The sequence below is a fragment of the Psychroserpens sp. AS72 genome, assembly GCF_038900375.1.
Taxonomy (GTDB): domain Bacteria; phylum Bacteroidota; class Bacteroidia; order Flavobacteriales; family Flavobacteriaceae; genus Psychroserpens.
Window position 1 is genome coordinate 13601 of the sequence record NZ_JBBMRC010000013.1, and the last position, 22630, is coordinate 36230.

The 22630-nt window shown below is 33.1% G+C and carries 20 protein-coding genes; 3 read left to right on the forward strand and 17 right to left on the reverse strand.

The window, feature by feature from the left end:
• The first annotated feature begins 115 nt into the window (after window positions 1-115).
• Window positions 116-1540, forward strand: a complete 1425-nt coding sequence (locus WNY78_RS17195; protein ID WP_342874460.1) for an L-serine ammonia-lyase — start codon at window positions 116-118, stop codon at window positions 1538-1540.
• A gap of 31 nt (window positions 1541-1571) precedes the next feature.
• On the opposite strand, the gene WNY78_RS17200 is transcribed toward WNY78_RS17195, so the two are convergent.
• Window positions 1572-2030, reverse strand: a complete 459-nt coding sequence (locus WNY78_RS17200; RefSeq protein ID WP_342874461.1) for a nuclear transport factor 2 family protein — start codon at window positions 2028-2030, stop codon at window positions 1572-1574.
• A 105-nt stretch (window positions 2031-2135) separates the two neighbouring features.
• On the opposite strand from WNY78_RS17200, the gene panB reads away from it, so the two are divergent.
• Window positions 2136-2954 (forward strand): 3-methyl-2-oxobutanoate hydroxymethyltransferase, encoded by an 819-nt coding sequence (gene panB / locus WNY78_RS17205; RefSeq protein WP_342874462.1) that lies wholly within the window; start codon window positions 2136-2138, stop codon window positions 2952-2954.
• 51 nt (window positions 2955-3005) lie between these two features.
• A complete protein-coding gene (locus tag WNY78_RS17210; RefSeq protein WP_342874463.1) occupies window positions 3006-3704 on the forward strand; it encodes an RluA family pseudouridine synthase in 699 nt (232 codons plus the stop codon).
• Between the two features lie 15 nt (window positions 3705-3719).
• On the opposite strand, the gene WNY78_RS17215 is transcribed toward WNY78_RS17210, so the two are convergent.
• The 16 genes from WNY78_RS17215 to tilS form a co-directional block, all read right to left on the reverse strand.
• Complete coding sequence (locus tag WNY78_RS17215) at window positions 3720-4538, reverse strand: sensor histidine kinase (RefSeq protein ID WP_342874464.1); 819 nt, start codon at window positions 4536-4538, stop codon at window positions 3720-3722.
• Window positions 4539-5211: 673 nt separating this feature from the next.
• Complete coding sequence (locus tag WNY78_RS17220; RefSeq protein ID WP_342874465.1) at window positions 5212-5733, reverse strand: hypothetical protein; 522 nt, start codon at window positions 5731-5733, stop codon at window positions 5212-5214.
• Between the two features lie 88 nt (window positions 5734-5821).
• The gene (locus WNY78_RS17225) at window positions 5822-6673 is read right to left on the reverse strand and encodes a biotin-dependent carboxyltransferase family protein (RefSeq protein ID WP_342874466.1); all 852 of its coding nucleotides are present in this window, start codon (window positions 6671-6673) and stop codon (window positions 5822-5824) included.
• Window positions 6666-7397, reverse strand: a complete 732-nt coding sequence (pxpB, locus tag WNY78_RS17230; protein WP_342874467.1) for a 5-oxoprolinase subunit PxpB — start codon at window positions 7395-7397, stop codon at window positions 6666-6668. The genes WNY78_RS17225 and pxpB overlap by 8 nt, the downstream gene beginning before the upstream one ends.
• Before the next feature lie 7 nt (window positions 7398-7404).
• Window positions 7405-8139, reverse strand: a complete 735-nt coding sequence (gene pxpA / locus WNY78_RS17235) for a 5-oxoprolinase subunit PxpA (protein ID WP_342874468.1) — start codon at window positions 8137-8139, stop codon at window positions 7405-7407.
• A gap of 9 nt (window positions 8140-8148) precedes the next feature.
• On the reverse strand, window positions 8149-9360 hold the full coding sequence (locus tag WNY78_RS17240) for an Nramp family divalent metal transporter (protein WP_342874469.1): 1212 nt from the start codon (window positions 9358-9360) through the stop codon (window positions 8149-8151).
• Window positions 9353-10471: a DUF2891 domain-containing protein gene (locus WNY78_RS17245; protein ID WP_342874470.1), complete on the reverse strand. Its 1119-nt coding sequence runs from the start codon at window positions 10469-10471 to the stop codon at window positions 9353-9355. Before WNY78_RS17245 ends, WNY78_RS17240 begins: the two co-directional genes overlap by 8 nt.
• A 41-nt stretch (window positions 10472-10512) precedes the next feature.
• Window positions 10513-12051, reverse strand: a complete 1539-nt coding sequence (locus WNY78_RS17250) for a YifB family Mg chelatase-like AAA ATPase (protein WP_342874471.1) — start codon at window positions 12049-12051, stop codon at window positions 10513-10515.
• Between the two features lie 79 nt (window positions 12052-12130).
• Window positions 12131-13285, reverse strand: a complete 1155-nt coding sequence (locus WNY78_RS17255) for a hypothetical protein (RefSeq protein WP_342874472.1) — start codon at window positions 13283-13285, stop codon at window positions 12131-12133.
• A 5-nt stretch (window positions 13286-13290) separates the two neighbouring features.
• The gene (locus WNY78_RS17260) at window positions 13291-13692 is read right to left on the reverse strand and encodes a hypothetical protein (protein WP_342874473.1); all 402 of its coding nucleotides are present in this window, start codon (window positions 13690-13692) and stop codon (window positions 13291-13293) included.
• Between the two features lie 26 nt (window positions 13693-13718).
• Window positions 13719-14543, reverse strand: coding sequence for a hypothetical protein (locus WNY78_RS17265; protein ID WP_342874474.1), 825 nt, complete (start codon window positions 14541-14543; stop codon window positions 13719-13721).
• Window positions 14544-14555: 12 nt separating this feature from the next.
• Complete coding sequence (locus WNY78_RS17270; protein ID WP_342874475.1) at window positions 14556-17147, reverse strand: hypothetical protein; 2592 nt, start codon at window positions 17145-17147, stop codon at window positions 14556-14558.
• Between the two features lie 244 nt (window positions 17148-17391).
• Window positions 17392-18381, reverse strand: a complete 990-nt coding sequence (locus WNY78_RS17275; protein ID WP_342874476.1) for an aldose epimerase family protein — start codon at window positions 18379-18381, stop codon at window positions 17392-17394.
• Window positions 18368-19375 (reverse strand): alpha/beta fold hydrolase, encoded by a 1008-nt coding sequence (locus tag WNY78_RS17280; protein WP_342874477.1) that lies wholly within the window; start codon window positions 19373-19375, stop codon window positions 18368-18370. Before WNY78_RS17280 ends, WNY78_RS17275 begins: the two co-directional genes overlap by 14 nt.
• A gap of 157 nt (window positions 19376-19532) precedes the next feature.
• A complete protein-coding gene (gene ade / locus WNY78_RS17285) occupies window positions 19533-21179 on the reverse strand; it encodes an adenine deaminase (RefSeq protein WP_342874478.1) in 1647 nt (548 codons plus the stop codon).
• 82 nt (window positions 21180-21261) lie between these two features.
• A complete protein-coding gene (gene tilS, locus WNY78_RS17290) occupies window positions 21262-22593 on the reverse strand; it encodes a tRNA lysidine(34) synthetase TilS (RefSeq protein WP_342874479.1) in 1332 nt (443 codons plus the stop codon).
• Window positions 22594-22630: the final 37 nt, after the last annotated feature.

Genomic DNA, 22630 nt, shown 5'->3' on the forward strand with positions numbered 1-22630 from the left:
TTATAATTAAATTCTAGAAAGCCTGAATTGAATTTCAGGCTTTTTTTATTTCAATAAATTTGAAACTTTCAAGGTAGTAATTGATATATTTGACATACTTAAAACGGTTTTATAAATGGAGTGTATTTCTGTATTTGACATGCTCAAGATTGGTGTTGGCCCATCAAGTTCTCATACATTGGGACCTTGGAGAGCTGCAGAACGTTGGATTAAAGAGCTTAAAGAAACTAAAAAGTTTGACAAGGTTGAAAAGATTACTGTTGACCTTTATGGGTCCTTATCTTTAACAGGAAAAGGTCATGCCACAGACTATGCTGTTATACTTGGTTTAAGTGGAGCTGATCCTGAATATATCCCAGTAGAATCTATTGATATTATTGTTGCCTCTGTAAAAAACACTAATACTCTTTTATTTAATAACGAAAGACCCATTGAATTTGATATTAAAACAGATATTGTTTTTAATAGAAAATTTCTACCATTTCATTCTAACGGAATGATCTTTACAGCACTTATTAATGGTAGACGATACAAATCAACCTACTACTCTATTGGTGGTGGATTTGTAGTACAAGAAGAACGAAAGTTATCAAAGAAAAATAAAATCATATTCTATTGTACGTTTCCTTATCCTATTGAAAATGGCGTCCAATTATTAAAATTTTGTGAGCAATTAAAATTATCCATTTCTGGAGTAGTTTTAGAAAATGAAAAATCCATACGTTCTATTGAAACTATAGATTCTGAAATGCAACGTATTTGGGATACCATGTTAGAATGTATGTATGTTGGCTGCCATACCGAAGGAAATCTTCCTGGCGGATTAAATGTAAGACGTCGTGCTTATGACATGCACCAAAAACTAAAAGGAGAAGTTCCCTATACAAATCCTGTAGAATGGCTCTATGCTATTAGAGGTACTGAAGTTAAGTTTAGACAAATCTTAAAATGGGTCAGCTGCTTTGCACTGGCTGTCAATGAAGTTAATGCGTCACTTGGACGTGTTGTCACTGCACCAACTAATGGCAGTGCTGGAGTAATTCCTGCCGTATTGATGTATTATTTAGTTATAGAAAATCACGATGCTAATTTTGAAGATATTAAACGCTTTTTGTTAGTTGCAGGAGAAATTGGCAGTCTTTTCAAAAAAGGAGCGACCATTAGTGCTGCAATGGGTGGTTGTCAGGCTGAAATTGGTGTATCATCTGCCATGGCAGCAGGTGCGCTTTGCGAACTCTCTGGAGGAACTCCAGAACAAGTTTTAGTTGCTGCAGAAATAGCAATGGAACATCATTTAGGTATGACTTGTGATCCCATTGGTGGATTGGTTCAAATTCCTTGTATAGAACGTAATGCAATGGGAGCAATTAAAGCAATCAATGCTTGCGAACTCGCTTTAGATATAGATCCTAAAAATGTAAAAGTCCCTTTTGATAAAGTAGTGCAAACCATGTGGGAAACTGCAAAAGACATGAATACAAAATACAAAGAAACCAGTGAAGGTGGTTTAGCTGTTGGTGTGCATATGAGTGATTGCTAAATTTTCTCGCAAAGGCGCAAAGACGCGAAGCTTACTCTTCCATACACTCTCGTCGTCGTGTATCTATTATGTAGATTATTTTCCATTGCCCATCATCTTTGAAAAGTTGAAAAGAATTCACTCCACAATGACTAAAATTTCTGTCGAAATAAAATTTATAAGGCGTCCAAGCGTGTGCCATATCGCCATCTACCTGAATTTTATAGCTAAGAATCTCTTCTTTAAATGTTTTTTCCTTCGGAATTGAAACTATAGAATTTAGAAACTTTTTAAATTCTGAAGTACTTAAAACACTATTTCCTTCTTTGTCTTTACCGATGGATTGCATTTTAATCTCTGGATGAACCGTCTTTAAAATTAGCGTACTGTCTTGTTTATGAAAGGCTTCAAAAAAATGCTCAATGGTTGCTTTAACGTTATCAGTTTCCGAAGTTTGCGAATAAGAGCATATAGAAGTACATATTAGAATACAAAAGATGACATTTTTCATAGTTTTAAAATTTCCGTAGAAATATAAAATTAATTGTTTTTGAGCTTCAGAATAAATATAATTTAAGAAATCTCTGTATTTTTACGAATAACTAAAAAACACCACATGTCAGTAGCAAAAAAAGAATATAAAAGAATTACAGTAAAGACCTTAGTAGATATGAAATCTAAAGGTGAGAAAATATCTATGCTTACCGCTTATGATTATACTATGGCGAAAATTGTTGATGGTGCTGGTGTTGATGTGATTTTAGTTGGAGATTCTGCAAGTAATGTGATGGCTGGTCATGAAACGACATTGCCAATTACTTTGGATCAAATGATTTATCATGCATCATCTGTAGTGAGAGCCATTGATCGCGCTTTAGTTGTAGTTGATTTACCGTTTGGAAGTTACCAAAGTGATCCTAAAGAAGCGTTGCGCTCTGCAATAAGAATTATGAAAGAGTCTGGAGGTCATGCAGTGAAAATGGAAGGTGGAAAAGAAGTTAAAGAGTCTATAAAACGTATTTTAAATGCTGGAATTCCTGTTATGGGACATTTAGGATTAACGCCTCAATCTATCTATAAATTTGGAACATATACAGTTCGAGCTAAAGAAGAGCAAGAAGCTCAACAACTCAAAGAGGACGCTCTAATGCTCGAAAAAGCGGGTTGTTTTGGGATTGTTTTAGAAAAAATTCCTGCAAAACTGGCAGAAGAGGTTGCTAAAAGTGTTTCTATTCCTGTAATTGGAATTGGTGCTGGAGGTGGTGTTGACGGACAAGTATTGGTTCTTCACGATATGATTGGGATGACACATGAGTTTAATCCGCGTTTTTTACGTCGCTATATGAATTTATATGAAGAAATGACCCAAGCAATTGGTCAATATGTTGATGATGTGAAGGCTGAGGATTTTCCAAATGACTCAGAACAGTACTAGTATTCAGTTTTCAGTCGCAGTTTTCAGACCACTCAAACATTGAATAAATCCATGTCTAAAATCCTTTCTAACAAATCTAATCTTCAAGTTATTTACGAAGACAATCACATCATTATCGTTAACAAACGATCTGGTGATATTGTACAAGGTGATAAAACTGGCGACAAACCGCTTAGCGATGTTGTTAAGGAATACATTAAAGACAAATACAACAAGCCAGGAAACGTCTATTTAGGCGTTGTACATCGATTGGATAGACCAACGACTGGAATAGTCATGTTTGCAAAAACAAGTAAGGCACTACCAAGACTTAATAAGTTATTTGCTGAAAAGAAAGCCAATAAAACCTATTGGGCAATTGTTAAAAATGCTCCAGAAAACCCTGAGGACACTTTAATCAATTGGTTAAAAAAGAATCCTAAAAACAATAAGTCAAGTGCATTTCCGAAGGAAATAAAAGAAAGTAAAAAAGCAATTTTGCATTATAAAACTTTAAAAGCTTTAGATAATTTTTATCTCTTAGAAATTGAATTAGAAACCGGTAGACATCATCAAATTAGAGCGCAATTATCAAACATAGGATCACCAATTAAAGGTGATTTAAAGTACGGATTTGATAGAAGTAACAAAGATGCAAGTATCAGTTTACATGCTAGGCGATTGCAGTTCATTCATCCTGTATCTAAAGAAACTATTGATGTTTTAGCAGCTCTACCAAATGATCCTATTTGGAAGGCTTGCGAGAATTAATGAAGGTAAGTGATTTTACGTGAAAGGATACGTAAGCGTTAATGTTACACCTTTATTAATTTGTGATTCTAGATTAAAATGAGTTTCAATAAGCTCTGCTCTACTCTTCATGTTAATGAGTCCTGACCCTTTTTCTGCGGAAGCTACGTCAAAACCAATTCCATCATCTGATGCTTTGATAATCAACTGATTTTCTTGGTAATCTAAAATAACTTTGATTTCATTTGCTTCGGAATATTTAACCGAATTTGAAAAGAACTCCTGTAAGATTCTGAAAATTATTATTTCATGCTTTTTATCGTTGAGCTCCCTTTTATTGCCAAGTAGTTCTAATTCGGCAGCAGAGAAATCCATTCGTTTTAAGCGCTCAATTTCATTTTTTATGGAGGCTTCAAGTCCAATATTAGATAATACATCACTGTTTAAAGATTTTGAAAGTGCGCGCACTTCTTTTAAACTATCTTTTACAATTTGAGTGGTTTCTTCTACATTACTTTTTATGTTTTCTGGAACCTTAGAACCTAATGCATTAAGTTGCATATTAGCATAAGCGAGCAACTGACCTACATTGTCGTGAAGTTCTCGACCTACATGTTTTAGAGTTTGCTCTTGGATTTCGGTTTGAGATCTAGAAATTTCTTCGTCAAAAGCTTGTTGTTGTTTGATTTGATCTAAAAGAAATTTGTTTTTTCGTTTTTGGAAAGTTGTAAAAAAAAGGATAGCCATAACCGATAGCATTAAAACCGCAATAATCACGTAAGCTATTAAAGCAATTTGTTCTTCGTTTACTGCTTGCTCCTCTTGAGAGAATATAAAAAACCAAACGTATAACATGAATAAGTAAAAATATTAATAAACAATAAAGCAATTGATCTAAATTCTACATAATTAGAGTTTATATCATAAAAATAAGAACTAAATATAAATAATGGTATAGCACATAAATACCAAATTAATAAAGCAATACTAATATAAAAAGATGGTAATCTATAATAATCTAGCAGCTCTTCACTACGCATTAGCTCAATAAAATAAAGCACGACATAAACACTAATCACAAAACCTCCTAAAATGTAATTATAAGGTAATGATTTAACAAAAAAAGCTTCTGAAAACGTAAAAAACACAAATGCAAAGATTACATAGGTAACGAAAATAAACATTATAATGCTTTTAAAGAAAATATTAGTCATCAAGTTTGAATAGAACAAACCTATTAAACCTATAGCTAAAAATGCATATATATTATAAAGCCAAATATTATAACAAAATACGCTATTTTTTATATTTATAAACCAACTTACATCATAATTATTTAAAAGTAAATACGTATAGCTTCCAATGATTTCTACAAAAACTGTAAGCCACAAATAATAAACAAATATTCTTAAAACACTATCTTTGTTTTTTGAAAGATAATAGCTGCCTGTTATGGCAGCTATTATTTCAAATATGTATGTTAAGTAATTTTCAAAATTGGTTAATATATCTATCACATTAATTATATCTATTGAGGATAATTAGCACCTGGAGGATCACCTTGTCCTCCATGATCAAATCCAGGACCTCCAGGAATATCTGGACTTCCATCTCCTTTTTGAAGTGCTAAGTTAAGCATATTTCCTTCAGATGTCATAGGTGTACCTGTTGGCACAAATAATAAAGTGGTATAACCTGGTGTATTGCCTACAGCTGGATGAGCTCCAAGATATAATCTTACACCATCCATATTATATTTTAAATCGTTAACTTGTTTCTCAGCAATGGTTAAATAATTACGTAAATCTTCTAAAGAATACCATGATGATCTATTATCACCTCCAGGTATACCTCTAAAAATTGTATTACTAATGGTGTCATACCTTGGATTGTATGCTTGCGTTAAAGCTGTAATCTCTGCTGGGCTAATAACCCCTTTTGGTGTTGGTGTCTCTGTCATATTATCTGTAGTTTGATTGTTTACACAGTAAAAATACATGGCTAAAGCGCCAAGAATAAACCCTAAAATAATTAGTACTATTTTTTTCATAATGTATTTGTTTTGAATTAATTGCGATAGCAATGTATATAAAATCTTAATACAAAACTATTTTTTATGTTAAAATCATTCTTTTTTCCTACCAATACAGACATTTAAACGAAATTTTATTACCAATAAACTGTTGACCGAGATTATTTATAGATTTTTCAGTGAGTTGTAATACTCTAGGATATCCTCCTGTGGTTTGGCAGTCTCGCATTAAAACAATCAGTTTCCCAGAAGGTGTTAACTGTACAGTTCCAGGTAAAACCAATGATGTAATACCATCTTTTAATTCGTTTTCTATAATGTCATCAAATTGATAAGCCATCCTATTGCTATCTTTAGAAATTGTAAACTTAGTATGTAATAATTTATGTTGTGTATTATTATCCAGTTTATCAAATTCTGGCCCTATAAAAACCTCTAACTGTTGGGTTTCAAAATGGGTTTTATCAATTTTAACAGCTGAATATGAATTGCTAACATTATTACTAATCTTAGAAATTGACAACATATCACCTTTAAATAACTTATAATCTGCTGTTACACCTTTATACATACTCCGACTTCCCATTTGTATTTCAGTTTGAAAACCACCTAAAACAGCTAAATATGATCGACAACCGTATTTACATGTTCCAAATTTGAGTATATCACCTTTTAAAACTTGATATACAGTATTGGTTTTAAGAGCTCTTTCATTTAAAACAACACTCATATCTGCACCAGCAATACAAATCACAGTGTCTTGATTAAACTTTAAATGCGGACCAACAACAACACTTTCTAGTACTGCAGCATAATTAGAGTTACCTAAAATAGAATTAGCTAAAGTTGCCGAATATCTATCCATAACTCCTGAGATTGGCACACCAAACTCTTGCCAACCCATTCTACCATTATCTTGAATTGTATCGTACAAACCTGTTTTTAAAATCTCAATCATCAATCACATCGCTTTCTAAATTATAGCTTCCTTGTTTCATTTGAAAAACGACATCGTCATATTCTAATTTTGAAATAGGTACAAACTGTATTTTATCTCCAGCTTTTGCAAAACAAGGTTCTTTTTTATGAGGAAGAAATAAGTCTATTGGAGAATTACCAATAATATTCCAACCTCCTGGACTTGCGTTTGGGTAAATTCCTGTTTGCTCACCTCCAATTGCAACTGCTCCTTTTTTGACATCAAGTCTCGGACTTTTTTTCCTCGGAAAATGGAGGTGTTCATCCAATCCTCCTAAGTATAAAAAACCAGGTAAAAATCCTATAAAAAAAACAGTATAAATAGGCTTAGAATGTCGTTGGATAATTTCAGGAATTGATAGCTGTTTTGCTTCGGAAATTTCTATTAAATCCAACCCAAATTCCTCATCATAACACACAGGTATTTTAAAAAGCTTGGTTGTCATTTTTTTTACTATATTACGCTCTAAATAATGTGCTTTTAATGTTAATATTTCATCATTGACATTATCAATAGTGATACCATAAATAATTAACAACGAATTATATGCACTATTTATTTGAAGTATTAGTTTACCATTGAAACTCAAAAGCGAATTTTTAAACAACAACACATCTTTAAGAATATATTCATCAATTTCCTGAGGCCATTCTACCAAAATAGAACGTTCTGAAAAGCGTCGATATGTCAATTCAAAACCCATAAATACATCAAGATATTTCTATATTATTTTCAATTAATTTTTGCTTTAAAAAAGTCAAATTTTCCTCTACATTTTCACCATCACCATGCACACAAATTGTATCTACTTTTAACGCTACCTCTACTCCATTTCTAGTCGTTACATTTCCGCAAGAAATCATATTAAAAACATGTTTAAACATGTCATCTTTATCATGAATTAATGCTCCTGAATCAGTTCTTGAGACTAAAGTTAGATCACCATTATAATTTCTATCTGCAAAAGCCTCAAACATCACTTTCACTCCATTGTCTTGCGCTATTTCAGAAACTACAGAACCAAAAGACGCATACAAGACGAGGTTTTTATCAATATCCTTTACAACTTCAACAACAATTCTCGCTACTTCATTATCTACAGAAGCTAGATTGTACAGTGCACCATGTGGCTTCACATGATGGAGTTTTAAATTTTTCGACTCTACAACAGACTTTAAACTTTCAATTTGAGATTTCAAAATACCATACAAATCACTTGAAGACATTTTCACGTTTACCCTTCCAAAATTCTCTCTATCTAGAAACGAAGGATGTGCACCAATTTTAACTTGATGCAATTTTGCGAGCTCAATAGCATAGTTAATCGTTGGCAAATCTCCAGCATGTCCACCACAAGCAATATTACATGATGAAATTAATGGCATGAGTTGCGCCTCATTATTAAACCCTTCTCCTAAATCACAATTGATATCTATAGATTTCATTTATTTATTTTACAACAATTCAAACACTTTTAAAATACTCTTAACACCCAAAAACAGCGCTATTCCGAAGATAATAAATCCGAAAACATTTTGAATCACAGAGTTTTTATACTTCCCAAGAATTGACGATTTATTCATTACCCAAAGCAAAAATCCAGCAATTAAAGGCAACAACAACCCATTAGCTACTTGAGCAAACTTGATAATTTCGATAGATTTAAAACCAATTGAAGAAAACAGAACACCCAATCCTAAAATTAACATCCACACTAATCTAAAGTTCAAAGACCTCATATTAGAACTCCAACCCAAACAACCTGTTGCCACATAAGCCGCAGCTAAAGGCGCTGTTATAGCACTTGTTATTCCTGCCGCAAACAACCCTATAGATAAAAAATATTTAGAGTACACTCCAAACAATGGTTCTAATCCTTTTGCTAAATCTACAGCATTATTTACCTGACCATCTTTAATTGCTGCTGCCGAAATAATGATACACATAGACACAATACCTCCTAGAATTACAGCAATAATGGTATCTTTTCTAGCATATTTTAAATCTGAAGTATTTTTCCATTTCTCTTTCACCAATGACGCATGCAAAAACAAATTATATGGCACAACCGTTGTTCCTACCAATGCAATGACTGTTAATATATTATCATTTGAAAAATCTGGTGTAAACAAACCTTTTAAAATTTGCGAAAGATTAGGCTTTGTTAAAATTGCAGTTATTAAAAACGCCAAACTCATCATAACCACCAATGTTATTAGAGCTTTTTCTAAAACTCTATAATTACCAATAAAAAGCAATACAAAGGCAACAACACCAATTACAATACTCCACAAAGCACCATATCCATTAGCACTCCCAGTTAATGCTTCCAGCCCCAAAACTCCTCCACTAATGTTGCCAGCCTCATAAGCAGCGTTTCCAATTACTATTGCTGATAGAATCAAAATCACTGTTAAAACTTTAAAAAACGGATTAGAAATTTCAGTTCTAATGACTTCAGATAATCCTTTTTGAGACACAATACCTAATCGAGCAGACATTTCCTGCAATACTATTGTCGCAACCACAGACAACAACATAGCCCAAAGCAATGTAAACCCATGTGTTACACCAGCAATAGTACAAACCGTAACAGTTCCTGGCCCAATAAACGCAGCAGCAACCAAAGGTCCTGGACCAATATTTTTAAACCAGTTTTTAATCACGATCAACAGTATTTAAAGCATAAATTGCAAAACTACCTAACCAGTGACCACCTTCATAACTATCTCCAACAATACTTGGTAGCGAATAATTAATATGCTGATTTGCGATATTTTTAAGATGTTTATATTCTGGCAAATCTTTTGCAATTTCATTTAAACTCCACGCTCGAGAGAAGTTAAAACCATCTAGATGCACGAGCTTCCCATCGGTTCTATCACTTACTTTTCCTGTTTCTAATGTAAAATTTTCATCTTTTAACTGCGGAAGAAAATCGTTGAGCCACGCTTTAAACTCATCTGTTGACAATACACGCTTCATCAACGCAGCTTCTTCAAAACAAGGCGACAGAAAATCAAAACCACTTGGCTCCCAACTCAAAGGACAGCCAGCATCTGCCATATAAAAATCTTTAGCACGTTGCTCTATTAACGATTGTAATTGCTCATTTCCTAGCGTTTTTGCATAATCATAAGCAAAGGACAACCCAAAAGCTGTGTTAGCATGCTCTCCTACTCGGATTGGGTAGTTTAACTTCGGAATAAAATCAATGTATTTTTCAACAATTAAATCGGTTAACGGCTGTAAATTTGACTCTAACTCTTTAGAAATAGGATCATTCCACTTGTGCAGCTCTTCGGTTAGTTTCAATAACCAAGCCCAACCGTAAGTGCGCTCGTATGTTGCGTTATACTTTCCGAAGAAATAATCAACCTCAGCTTTTATATTTTTCTGAGACAGGTTTTCCAGCAACATCCTTTTAATCACTTCTGCATTTTCTAAATCCGGATACTGCCTCAACAAGCTTACCAAACTCCAATGTCCATGAACTGCAGAATGCCAATCAAAGCAACCATAAAACGCAGGATGCAGATCTTGAGGAGACTTCAAATCATCAGCATCACCAATGGTCTGATTAAGCTTATTTGGGTACTCTGTTTGAATACAATGAATTGGCAATTGTACTAACCTATTTGCTTCTTCTATATTGATAGTAGGTATTTTAACCCGCTCTACTTCAACTTTTTCTTTAGTATTTGTTTTTTTCTTTTCTTCGGATGTGTTGCAACTCAAAACGAGTAACACAAAGCATAATATATAATAGTTTTTCATATTATAAATTTAAGGTTTTAAATTATAATATTTGTGAAAATTCAACCCAACCAACCCTCTCGATCCATACTTCTATATTGTATAGCTTCGGAAATGTGAGAACCATTGATAGATTCTGCTGCTTCAAGATCTGCGATTGTACGAGACACCTTTAAAATCCGGTCATAAGCTCTAGCAGATAAATTTAAACGTTCCATGGCTGTTTTTAATAGTTGCATGGACGCATCATCTAATTTACAGTGCTTTCGCAAGTATTTAGTATTCATCTGAGCATTATAATGTACTTTCTCAGAGTCTACAAAACGTATGGTTTGTATTTCTCTAGCTGCTGTCACACGTTTTCTTATCTCTACAGAAGTTTCCCCTTTTCGTTCATCAGCCAATTTATCAAAAGGCACAGGAGTTACTTCTATATGAATATCTATACGATCTAATAATGGTCCAGAGACTTTACTCAAATACCGTTGCATTTCCGCAGGAGAAGAAGTTACAGGAGCATTTGGGTCATTAAAATAACCACCTGGACTTGGATTCATACTTGCGACCAACATAAATGATGATGGATAGGTCACCGTAAATTTTGCTCTAGAAATCGTGACTTCGCGATCCTCTAACGGTTGACGCATCACTTCTAGAACTTCTCGTTTAAATTCTGGAAGTTCATCCAAAAACAAAACACCATTGTGAGATAATGAGATTTCTCCTGGTTGCGGATAACTACCACCTCCAACTAAGGCAACATTTGAAATGGTATGATGCGGACTCCTAAAAGGCCTTTGAGCCATTAATCCAGTATGTTCTTTAACGCGACCAACAACCGAATGTATTTTAGTCGTCTCTAAAGCTTCATGCAGTGTCATTGGTGGCAAAATACTTGGTAATCTTTTAGCAAGCATCGTTTTTCCTGCACCTGGAGGACCAATCAAAATAATATTATGTCCACCAGCTGCTGCTATTTCCATGCAACGCTTGATACTCTCTTGCCCTTTTACGTCACTAAAATCAAACTCTGGGAAATCTAAATTTTTATAAAATTCTTCTCTTGTATTAATGATGGTCTGCTCCAACGATTCTCCAACATCAAAAAATTTAATGACTTGAGAAATATTATCAACTCCAAAAACTTCCAATCCGTCAACTATAGCAGCTTCTTTAGCGTTTTGCTTCGGAAGGATAAATCCTTTAAACCCTTCTTCCTTAGCTTTTACTGCAATGGGAAGCGCACCTCTTATAGGTTGCAAATTTCCGTCGAGAGATAATTCGCCCATAATAAGATATTTATCGATATCATCACCTTGAATTTGATTTGTTGCGACAAGAATACCAATAGCTAAAGTGAGATCATATGAAGACCCTTCTTTACGTAAATCGGCAGGCGACATATTGATAATAATCTTTTTACCTGGAATTTTATAACCATTATTTTGAAGTGCGGCTGCAATACGAAAATTACTTTCCTTAATTGCATTATCTGGAAGACCTACAAGATGGTAACCGATACCTGAATCAACGTTGACCTCAACTGTAATAGTTGTAGCCTCAACGCCAAAAACAGCGCTTCCAAAAACTTTTCTGAGCATTTATAGAATATTTCTCTAAATATAGAAAATATTCTATGATTAATTATTTCATTTCTATAAAAATTAATACAACACACATTTAATCAACACCCAAAACTACATTTGGTTGAAAATCAATTCCCCATTGTATCCCAAAAAGCGCTATGGTTTCTCCATCACTTTTGAAGTTTTTACCAAAACCTCCATTTAATGTAAATGCATTATTGATTTTATACCTGATAGAACCCATAGAACGCTCTTCATTGTCATTATTAATATCTCTTGTGATATACTCGTAACCAAAAGACAGGTTATTTAATTCAAATTCTAGTTTCGCACCATAATCCAAAGCTTCTTCTATTCTAAATTCCCCAGATTCTGGATTTATGTTAAGTCCATCACGAAGATACCTAAACACACCATAAAAATGAATATGACCATTATCTCCAATGGTTGGTGTATAAAATGCTAAATCTCCAGAAGCCCAAACACCTAATCTGCCAAAAGCATCATCTAAATCCTGACTTTTATCTCCCATAAAATGACTATAAGCTACAGCAACGTCTAGAGCAAACAAAGGCTTCCGGTTGAGCGTATTTTCAAAATCATTTACAATGGTTTTATACGTATCGAGATTGGTAATGGCTTTATTTTTTTCCGAAGCACTTAAACTTGGGTTTGCAAAAATCATAATCACTTCTTGGCTAGACATAAATTGTTCATAAGCTGAGTATTGTGACACAATTGCACTACGTTGCTCATTAGTTTTAAAAGAGAGCAATCGAGTTCTCGCTCCAACAGACACATAGCTTTGGGGATTTTCAAACACATTAAAATTACCATTCATTAGTGCCAAAGAAATTGATGCACGTTTCCAAGCATCTCCAAAAACGTTATAACATGTATAATCTTCTGGACTAGAATTAGCAGTTCTTACTGCCTTGTTTTTTTTAAGGTTATTATACTTAAAAAAATTCATATTTTCTCGCTTGACATACCAATATGGCTGAAACTCTACAGCGTAGTTATTGTTTGACAATCCATTGGAACTATCACCAGAAAACGCACTTATAGTTTGTATAGAAAATGCTTGAATATTTTCTGGCACCATAATATTTGAAGGCGTTAAATCCATCAAAATAAAGGCTGGAGAACTTGGAGGTGCTAAATTTTCTAATGCTGCAACAGGATTAGTATCCGTTTGAGCAAAAACAGTTGATGTTAGCAACAATATTAGAATTTTAAGATGTTTCATAGCGATTACGTTAACTTCAATTCACTTTCTAAAATACAGGTTTGACCTTCGTAAAAGGCACTAACTTTAAAGTTTACATCTAATGGATCTTCATCTCCTCCATTAATACTAACTTTATAAGAATCTTCAATTTGCTTGATGGCTAAGTTGAACGTATCAACATTGGGAAACGGATTAAAAAATCGACAAAAAGTCATCACTCTTAACACTTTTGATTGCACTATGTTACCACCATCTAATTGTTTCCAACCTGTTTTTTGTGTTGGATCAAATGGAGGAATAGTCGCATAAGGCGCTTGATCAGTTACAGTATGATACAAAAACGCGTAGCTCATTGGAATCGCTTCTGTAGCAATCGCAACTTTTAATTTTATAGGTTTATTAGTTCCTACTTGATATGAATCCATATAACTGATTTTTAATTTTTAAAACATTAAGATGCTAAAACATGGTCAATAACTGAATCTAAATCATGATGATGTGTAATCCCATTTAACCAAGTAGATGTCTCATCGTTATCAACAAAACTATTGAGCGCTTCTCTAACATCATGTTTGTTTGCTGCTGGAAGTTGATCAATAACCGTCTCTAAATTTTCTAATAATTGTAAAGGCGTAATGTTTTCTTCGGAAAGTTTAAAAGCCACCTTACCTGTGATATCTAAGAATTTTAAGTAATTCGCTTTCGTGGTTATAGGTGTGTTTATGTTAAGTCTATCAAACACATCTTTAGTATGACCTCTGGTTTGTGGACCTGAGAGACCATCAATAATTACAGGTTTTCCATAGATATGTTTTAAAACCATCTGAAGGTATAAAGTTTCCGATTTAGATGCTTCATTATAATCTACAGGCACACTCGTATCCACATGCCAATGATCTTGATGATTTGGATAGTTGTAGTTGAGAACGATTCCGAAGTGCTTCCGAAGAAAAGATTCTACACCTAAATACAGTTCTTTTTGATGAATAAAATTTTTGGTGACTAGCGTTTCGTTTGTCCAAAAAATAGCATCCAAATCAAAAGCAGTACCATGACCATGCTGTCCTGGTTTATTTACAAATATCCCAGCAGTTGTTACCACCTCAGGTATCCCTAAAGGACAGCTTGAAAACACCTCATCAAAAGCATTTTTTAATACTTCTAAAAAATTTGAATCTATAGAAAATTGACGTTGCTCTCCACGTGTACCATAAGGATGATTGACGAGTCTTGCATAATGCAACGGTATATTATTAATTGCGTTTATTGATTTCATATTATCTTGATTTTATTGGTTTAACAATGATTTGATTTGTTTAATTTGATCGGTAATTAGCGTACTCTGTATCACTCGATCATAATATTTTATGGTGCTTTCACTCAAATGTCTTGCCAATGTTGGTTCATAAGTTTCCCACTCAAAACCATTATCATTTATTTCTTTTTTTACTTTAGCATTTTCACGTTTTAGAAATTCGTGAAGTTTATCAATCTGGTCTTTATTTATGAGTTCACCACCAAGAAAACTTTGAACTTCATCATATTGTATTTGAAATGGCAAATAAATGGGCACATAATCAATTAATGGATTTTTACTTTGATCTCGCATGAAGGCACTTAGATAGTTTGGAATTTTATCTAAATTGAATCCGGTTTTTAAATCTGCTACAAAATTATCCTGCTCTATTTCATCAATTTTCAAATGTGTTATGTCATTTTCATCTTTAAACTTTTGAACTAAATACCAGATATAATTATTTCTACCGTTAATAATTTCAACGAAAACTTTCTTTGTTTTATTTAATGTGGAATCTTTTAGCAAATAATTATGTAAATCTAACGAGCTTAAAAGTCCGCTATTGTCTAGTGCTCCAGCATCTATATAATGACCATAGCCTTTTATCTTTGCAGCAGGACTAAGCGCAGGAAATCTATTAGTAGAAGAAATGGCTTCATAGTAAGCGATAGAATAATCATTTCGTAATTGTGATAAATTATCAGAATTATAAAATATGGTAGAATCTTGTGGATATTTCACCGAATAGAATACACCTCGTCGTCCATTAGTTTTGGCAGTATTGACAATTAATGAAGGAAAATAGCCTTTTTTATTATCAAATATTTTTGTTTTCCAATACGAATTAAAAGATAATGAGTCTAAGATCATTGCTGATTTACCTTCTAGTATATTACGATAAGTAACCATAGAATAATATGACCTGTCTTTATATTTACCAATCTTATTCAAAGGATACATTTTTCTAACCATGTCAAACCCGAAAGCCAATGCTAAATCTTTAGACGCAAAGTTCTCTCTTGCAACATGATCTATTTTTAATCCAATGGTCGCAAAATCATTTGTATGTTCTCCTCCTAATACTGAGTATAACGATACTCCCATCATTCCTCCTGATGCTCCTGAAAATGATACCGTTTGATCAAGAAACACGCCTTCCGTTTTCTTCTGAACTTCATTTAAGACTTTCATAGTCCAAATATTAGCTTTCAAACCTCCTCCATGAGCAGCTACAAAAAACAAGGGTTTATCTGTTCTATTTCTCAGATGATCTTTAAAGACATCCATTTCAAGAACACTATCGTTCTTATCTGTTTCATAAGACTGTAGTTCATGAACTTGAGTTTCCGAAGCAAAACTCAAAACACCAAGTATAATTATGACAAAAGTTGCAATAGACGCTATAAGTCTACGTCTATTTGAAAATAAATTCTGCTCATCTAATGGTACAAGATTGTGTCTGTTTTCTTGCAACACACCAGAACTGTATAAATAATTTTTTTCGGTAACATAAGGATTGTTGTCTAAGTCTTTTTTTTGAGTTTTAAAAATCGTCAACATAAAAAAGTATTTCACTAAACAAGCAATAGAATAATAGGCTACAAACACAAACGATAGCAGTATGACCATAGCGTTGGACAGCTTCCATTTATTATAAACAGCAAAATTACTATAGGTCAAAAAGAGAATCACAACTAAGAAAAACACAAAATAATACCTAAGATAACCCACACTACTACTCAAAAAATAATAGCGTTTAAAATTGACGGTTTTAGCATACACACGAAAGACTCTAAACATAATATAGAGTACTGCTAACAAAAATGTAAATATCTGGAGCAACCAATACCCATAGAGACTAAATTTTAGAGTGCTTACTAATACAATTCCTAGTATTATAACTAAACCGATACAGACAAAGAGTGTATTTACACCTCTTGTGACAAATTTCTTTTTTTGAGCTTTAACCACAGTAATAGCTTCATCACTTTTCACTTCTAACAATTTATCTTGGTACACATCAAATTTATCAAGCAGTATGATTAAAATGAGTGCAGGAATAGCACAGAGAACAAGCGTAACCAATCGTATCATTGTAACATCAAGGCCACTAAAGTATAATTTTGAATAAAAGGTTTGAAAGATGTAATAATGCCAAATAATAAAAATTACTAAGCCTAAACAATGCCTAAAAAATTTAGCTTTATAATCTTGCTTATAGTTTGGGTCTATTTTAGAAAAAATAAAAATTGCGTAACCAAACCATTTATAGGCATACCATTTATGATCATCTCGACTATCATTTATATTCTCGGCATAATAAATATATCTTGGATAATGTGAAAGTATAGACGCAAATACAGAAATAACAACAAAACAAAAAAGCAGAGATGTTTTATCACTCTCTATCATGTCTACTAAAAGTGTATTAGCTTGCTCTAAGGCTTGTACCATTAGCAAAATAAGGGTAAGAAACAAAAGACTTAAATAAGAAGACTTAACAAATTTACCAAAAGAGGTAATTAGATTATTAACAAAGTTGAGTAATCGAAGAATTGGTGTCCCTATTTTTTTGAATAACATAAATACAATTTAAAATTAGTAAACTTAATGTTGACTACTATCAAATTAATAACCTATAGGGCGATTATTAAAATCTAAATTACAAAAAAATATTGATTTTAATTTTAATAATCTGAAAAAGAGCAAAATAAACAACGAAATTGTTTTAAAAATGTTCTTCGGAAATATAAAACCTTGACTACTTTGTCTTTTCTAAACTTGGGTAAGCTGAGAGACCAAACATGAATCTTAATCTTGGAGATTATTAGCTAATTAATTTAAACCTAAAGTTCGTTCTATTCTCATACACCTCACCAGGTTGTAACAATGACGACGGAAAATTAATATGATTAGGAGCATCTGGATAATTCTGAGCTTCAAAGCATATAGCTGGAAAATCACCATAAGTCAAACCCTCTTTAAAAGAGACGTTATCAAAGTTTTTAGGCGTAAATACTACAAATGTTGGTTGATTGGTATCCACTATCATTTTAATTCCTGTGTCATCGGAAATGAGCCTTGCACAAGATACATCAGATGTTAAAATAAAGGTGTCGTCAAAACCTCTAAAATCATGTCTAGCAATAGTTTCTAATTCGTTTCTATCGACTCTAGTTTTTGAAGAATTCAATATCTCACCTGAAGGAATTGTCGTTTCAAAATCGACTTCTAGATAGCGATCACTTTTAATTTGCAGCTTATGATTGCATATGGTTCCATTTCCGTTGAGATTAAAATAAGAATGATTGGTTAAATTAACATGTGTTGGCGCATCAGTTTCTGCGCTGTAAGTGATGATAAGCTCGTTGCTTTCTAATAATTGATAGCTGACAGACACTTGTAAATTTCCAGGATGACCTTCTTCAAGGTGTTTGCTCAGGTATGTTAATTTTATCGTTGGGTTTTTGGTGCGATCTACACTTTCAATATTCCAGTATTGTTTATCAAAACCGTTAAAACCACCATGTAAATGCTCGCCTTTATGTTGAGAAAGTGCATAAAATATTCCATCAATTTTATATCCGCTTCCCGAAATTCGTCCAGCATATCTACCATTTGAGCTTCCCAAACATCTGTTTTGATTAAGATAGTCGTCTTTGAGATAATCTAAAGGTGATGATAAGCCTACTACAACATCAGTAAACTGCCCTTGTTTATTAGGCACTTTTAAACTTAGAATGGTTGCTCCAAAGTTGGAGACGTGGAGTTCCATTCCATTTGCATTAGAAATAATTGCGGTTTTAAGCGATGACATTTAGTTCATTGGTATCAAATTGCCTAACAAATTCTATGGCTCTTTTCTCGTTGTAATATACATCTCCTTTTTGAATAAATCCAACATGACCTCCAAAATCTGGCATTTCTAAAAACAGGTTTTCATTCTGTTTAGCTTCTTTTACAGGATAACATTCTGCAGATAAAAAAGAATCATTTAATGCGTTCATAACTAATGTTGGCACTTTGATATTTGGTAAGAATTGTAGACTGCTACTTTTTGTATAATAGTCATTTGCGTCTTTAAAACCATGCGCTACAGAGGTGTAAAATTCATCAAATTCTCTTAAAGTTTTTATTTCATTTAAGTCTTTATCTTTTAGAATACCAGGGAATTGTATTTTTTTAACTTTTAATTTATCCAGCAAATGTTTTCTAAATCTAATCGCGAATGCTTTATTCTTAAGTTTATGCAATTCGGTAGCAGAACCATTAAGATGAACAGGTACAGAAATGGAGATGGCTGCTTTTATTTGCTTAGGAATTATTCTGTCTTCGCCTAAATATTTGAGTGTAACATTTCCGCCTAAACTAATGCCTTTGATATAAATTTTTGAATATTTTTTTTCCTGAATACAATGGTTGACAACATCATCTAAATCATCTGTTGCTCCAGAATGATAACTGTGATAAAACCGATTTCCCTCACCACTACAACCTCTAAAATTCACACAAACTGCATCAATTCCGTTTTGATTAAACACTTTTGCGGTTCCTGTAACGTATGGTCGTTGTGCATGACCTTCTAATCCATGAAGGAGAATAATAACCGAATCTGATTTTTTGCTTGTGTTGAGCTCAGCCGAAGTATCAGCATAACTCCAATCTAAATCTAGAAAATCGGCATCACGAGTTTCAATCCGCTCGCGAGATTGTTCTAGTGTCACTTTTCTTATTAATCCAGAATATATGGTAGATACGAATCCGTTTCTAAATTGAAAAGCAGGTTTAAAAGTTGATTTTAGGATTGGCATTATTTACTGTGAAGTTGTTTGTTGTTTAGTTGTGTTTACTCGGTTGTGATTTTCTTGCAAAGGCGCAAATTCGCAAAGTGTTATGGGATTACTCTCATTTATTTACTCTTTTCTCTTTACTCTTTACTCTTTACTCTTTACTCTTTACTCTTTACTCTTATGGTATTATTAGGTCTGTAAATTTAAAATCTTTACCATTAAATAACCCTTTATCACTCAATTTTAACGATGGAATCACCAACAAAGCCATAAATGACAACGTCATGTAAGGTGCATTTAAAGAACTTCCCAATTGTTTTGCCATCTTATCAAGCTCTGCGTAGGCTTTACCAATGGTTTCACCATCCTGATCACTCATAATTCCTGCAACTGGCAATGGAACGATTTTATTAAGATCCTGATCTTCATCAGGATGAACTGCACAAATGCCACCTTTATTTTCAATAATGAGATTAACCGCTTTGCAAATCATCTCATCACTCACTCCTACAGCTATTATATTATGAGAATCATGACCTACGGAAGATGCAATTGCTCCTTTTTTAAGTCCGAAATTTTTAATAAAAGCCATTGCTGGTTGATCGTTATTATAACGGTTAACGACTGTCATTTTTAGAATATCGTTTTCAGTATTTGAAACAAAGTTTCCGTTTTCTATCGTTGCTTCCTCAATTAATTCATTTGTGACCAATTGACCTTCTAAAGCTTCAATAACGCGTATTTTTTTTGCTTCTGCTTTTTCTGAAACAACTTTAAAATCGGATACTTCCTTTTTTGACGTATTAAAATTATTTAAATTTTTGAAAGCAATAGTTTGAAGTTTAGAATTTCCGTGATCACTAACCAACTCACCATTTATATAGGTTTGAAGGACTTTGAAAGCTTTCAAATCTTCAACAATAATGCAATCAGCTTCATCACCTTCCTGCAATAATCCAACGTCTAAATTATAATGCTCAACAGGATTTATACAAGCTGCTTGCAACACTTTAAAGACATCAATCCCTTTAGCTACTGCTCTTGCACATAACTTATTAATATGATCGATAATCAAATCATCTGGATGCTTATCATCACTACAAAACATCATATTTTCAAAATGCTCTGGCAATAAATCAATTAAAGCTTCAAAATTCTTAGCAGCACTCCCTTCTCTAATGAGAATTTTCATGCCTTTTTGAAGTTTCTCTAAACCTTCCTCATAAGTAAAACACTCGTGATCTGTAGAAATTCCAGCATTGATATATTTTGTAATATCATCTCCAACAACACCTGGAGCATGACCATCAATAGGTTTATTATAGTGTTTTGCCCATTCTATTTTTTTGAGCACCTCTTCGTCATCAAATAAAACGCCTGGATAATTCATCATTTCGGCCAAATATTTGATATCTGGATTTGCCATGAGTTGTTTAATCCCATCAGAATCTATAACAGCTCCAGCAGACTCAAAACTCGTTGCAGGAACGCAAGAAGGTGCTCCAAAATTGAATTTAAAAGGTGTTTGTTTTCCGTTTTCTATCATGAAGTTGACACCTTCAATCCCTAAAACATTGGCAATTTCATGAGGATCTGATACGGTTGCAACTGTACCATTATTGACTGCTATTCTCGCAAACTCTGTTGGCACCAACATAGAGCTTTCAATGTGAATGTGTGCATCTACAAAACCTGGAAGAATGTAATGATTGACATCATGTTCTTTCGCTTCTATACTCTTAATTTTCCCTTCGGAAATTGTAATTATACCTTTGAAGATGCGTTTGTTTTTTATGTCGACTATTTGTCCTTTAAGTATGTTCATTTATAATTATTAATTAGATTCTTCAATCGTACCTCCTTCTGAATGACAATGCTCATGTCATTTAGAGTGCAAAGAAGAATCTCTAATTTAATTCAATCTTTAAAATATTGGTTGTCTTGTCTGTAATTTTAAATCGTTCATCTGCTCTACGATTGAGAACCCAAACAACTTTTTCTTCGGAAATGAGCAACCAGACATTTTCTTTGTCTATTAAAGACATTTTCTCATCTTTAAAATACTTGCTGAGTTTCTTTTTCCCTCTCATTCCCAATGGATAAAAAACATCGCCTTCTTTCCATTTCCTAATTTCTAAAGGGAATTTTAATTGGTCTCTATCTACAAAAATGACGTTTGTTCTTTTTCCGAAAATAGCATCTGCCTCGTCGAAGAATAAGATTCCTGCAGGTGTTTTTATTTTTTTATCAGTTGCTTTTATTTTAAGAGATTCTTCGCTTCGCTCTGAATGACATTCGTCTCCAGCATTCAAATCTGTTAAAATAAGATGTTCTCTATCTTTTACTAACCTATATTCATTTGAAAACACTTGTTTTCCAGATTGTGCATCTAGTAAATTAACGATATCGTCCCATTGTGTAAAACCGTAAGAATGGAAAATTCCATAAAGATAAGCTCTTGGATTCTTAACGTTTTTGAATTCAGAAATTTTAAACTTCAATTGTTGTCCGTCAAACGGTTCAATTGCTTTTTCTGATAAAACAATTAAACTTTCAGCTACAATATCTGCAGTATCATTAAGATTATCCAAAGTAGTTTTGAAATTTTGAAGCACATTTGGATTGGTTTCTTTCAAAACCGGAATCACGTGATGACGTAACTTATTCCGAAGATATTTATCTGATGCGTTGCTACTATCTTCTCGCCATTTTAATGTATTTGATTTAGCATAGCCTACTAATTCTTCTCTAGAAAATGGTAACAAAGGTCTCACGATATTATCATTAATTTCAGGAATCCCAGTTAATCCGCTCAATCCTGTTCCTCTGGTAAGATTGATTAAAAAAGTTTCAAGATTATCATCTGCATGATGTGCAGTTAAAATATAATCGAAGTTTAAACTTTCAGCTACATCAAAAAACCAATTGTAACGTAATTCTCTAGCTGCTACTTGCGTAGACAATTTGTGCTGTTTAGCGAATTCTTCCGTAGAAAAACTTTCAATAAACACTTCTAATTCTAGGTTCTCTGCTAATTCTAGAACAAATTCTTCGTCTCCATCACTTTCGTTTCCTCTTAAATTAAAATTACAATGTGCCAAAGACATATTGAGATTTAATTGATGACATAAATGTGTTAATACCACACTATCTAATCCACCAGAAACGGCGATTAAGAGTTTGCTTTCTTTTAAAAATGACAGGTTTTTAGCGATATGATTACTGAAGATGTCTTGCACAAATCAAAGATAAATCTTTAAAGTGAATTTCACTTTA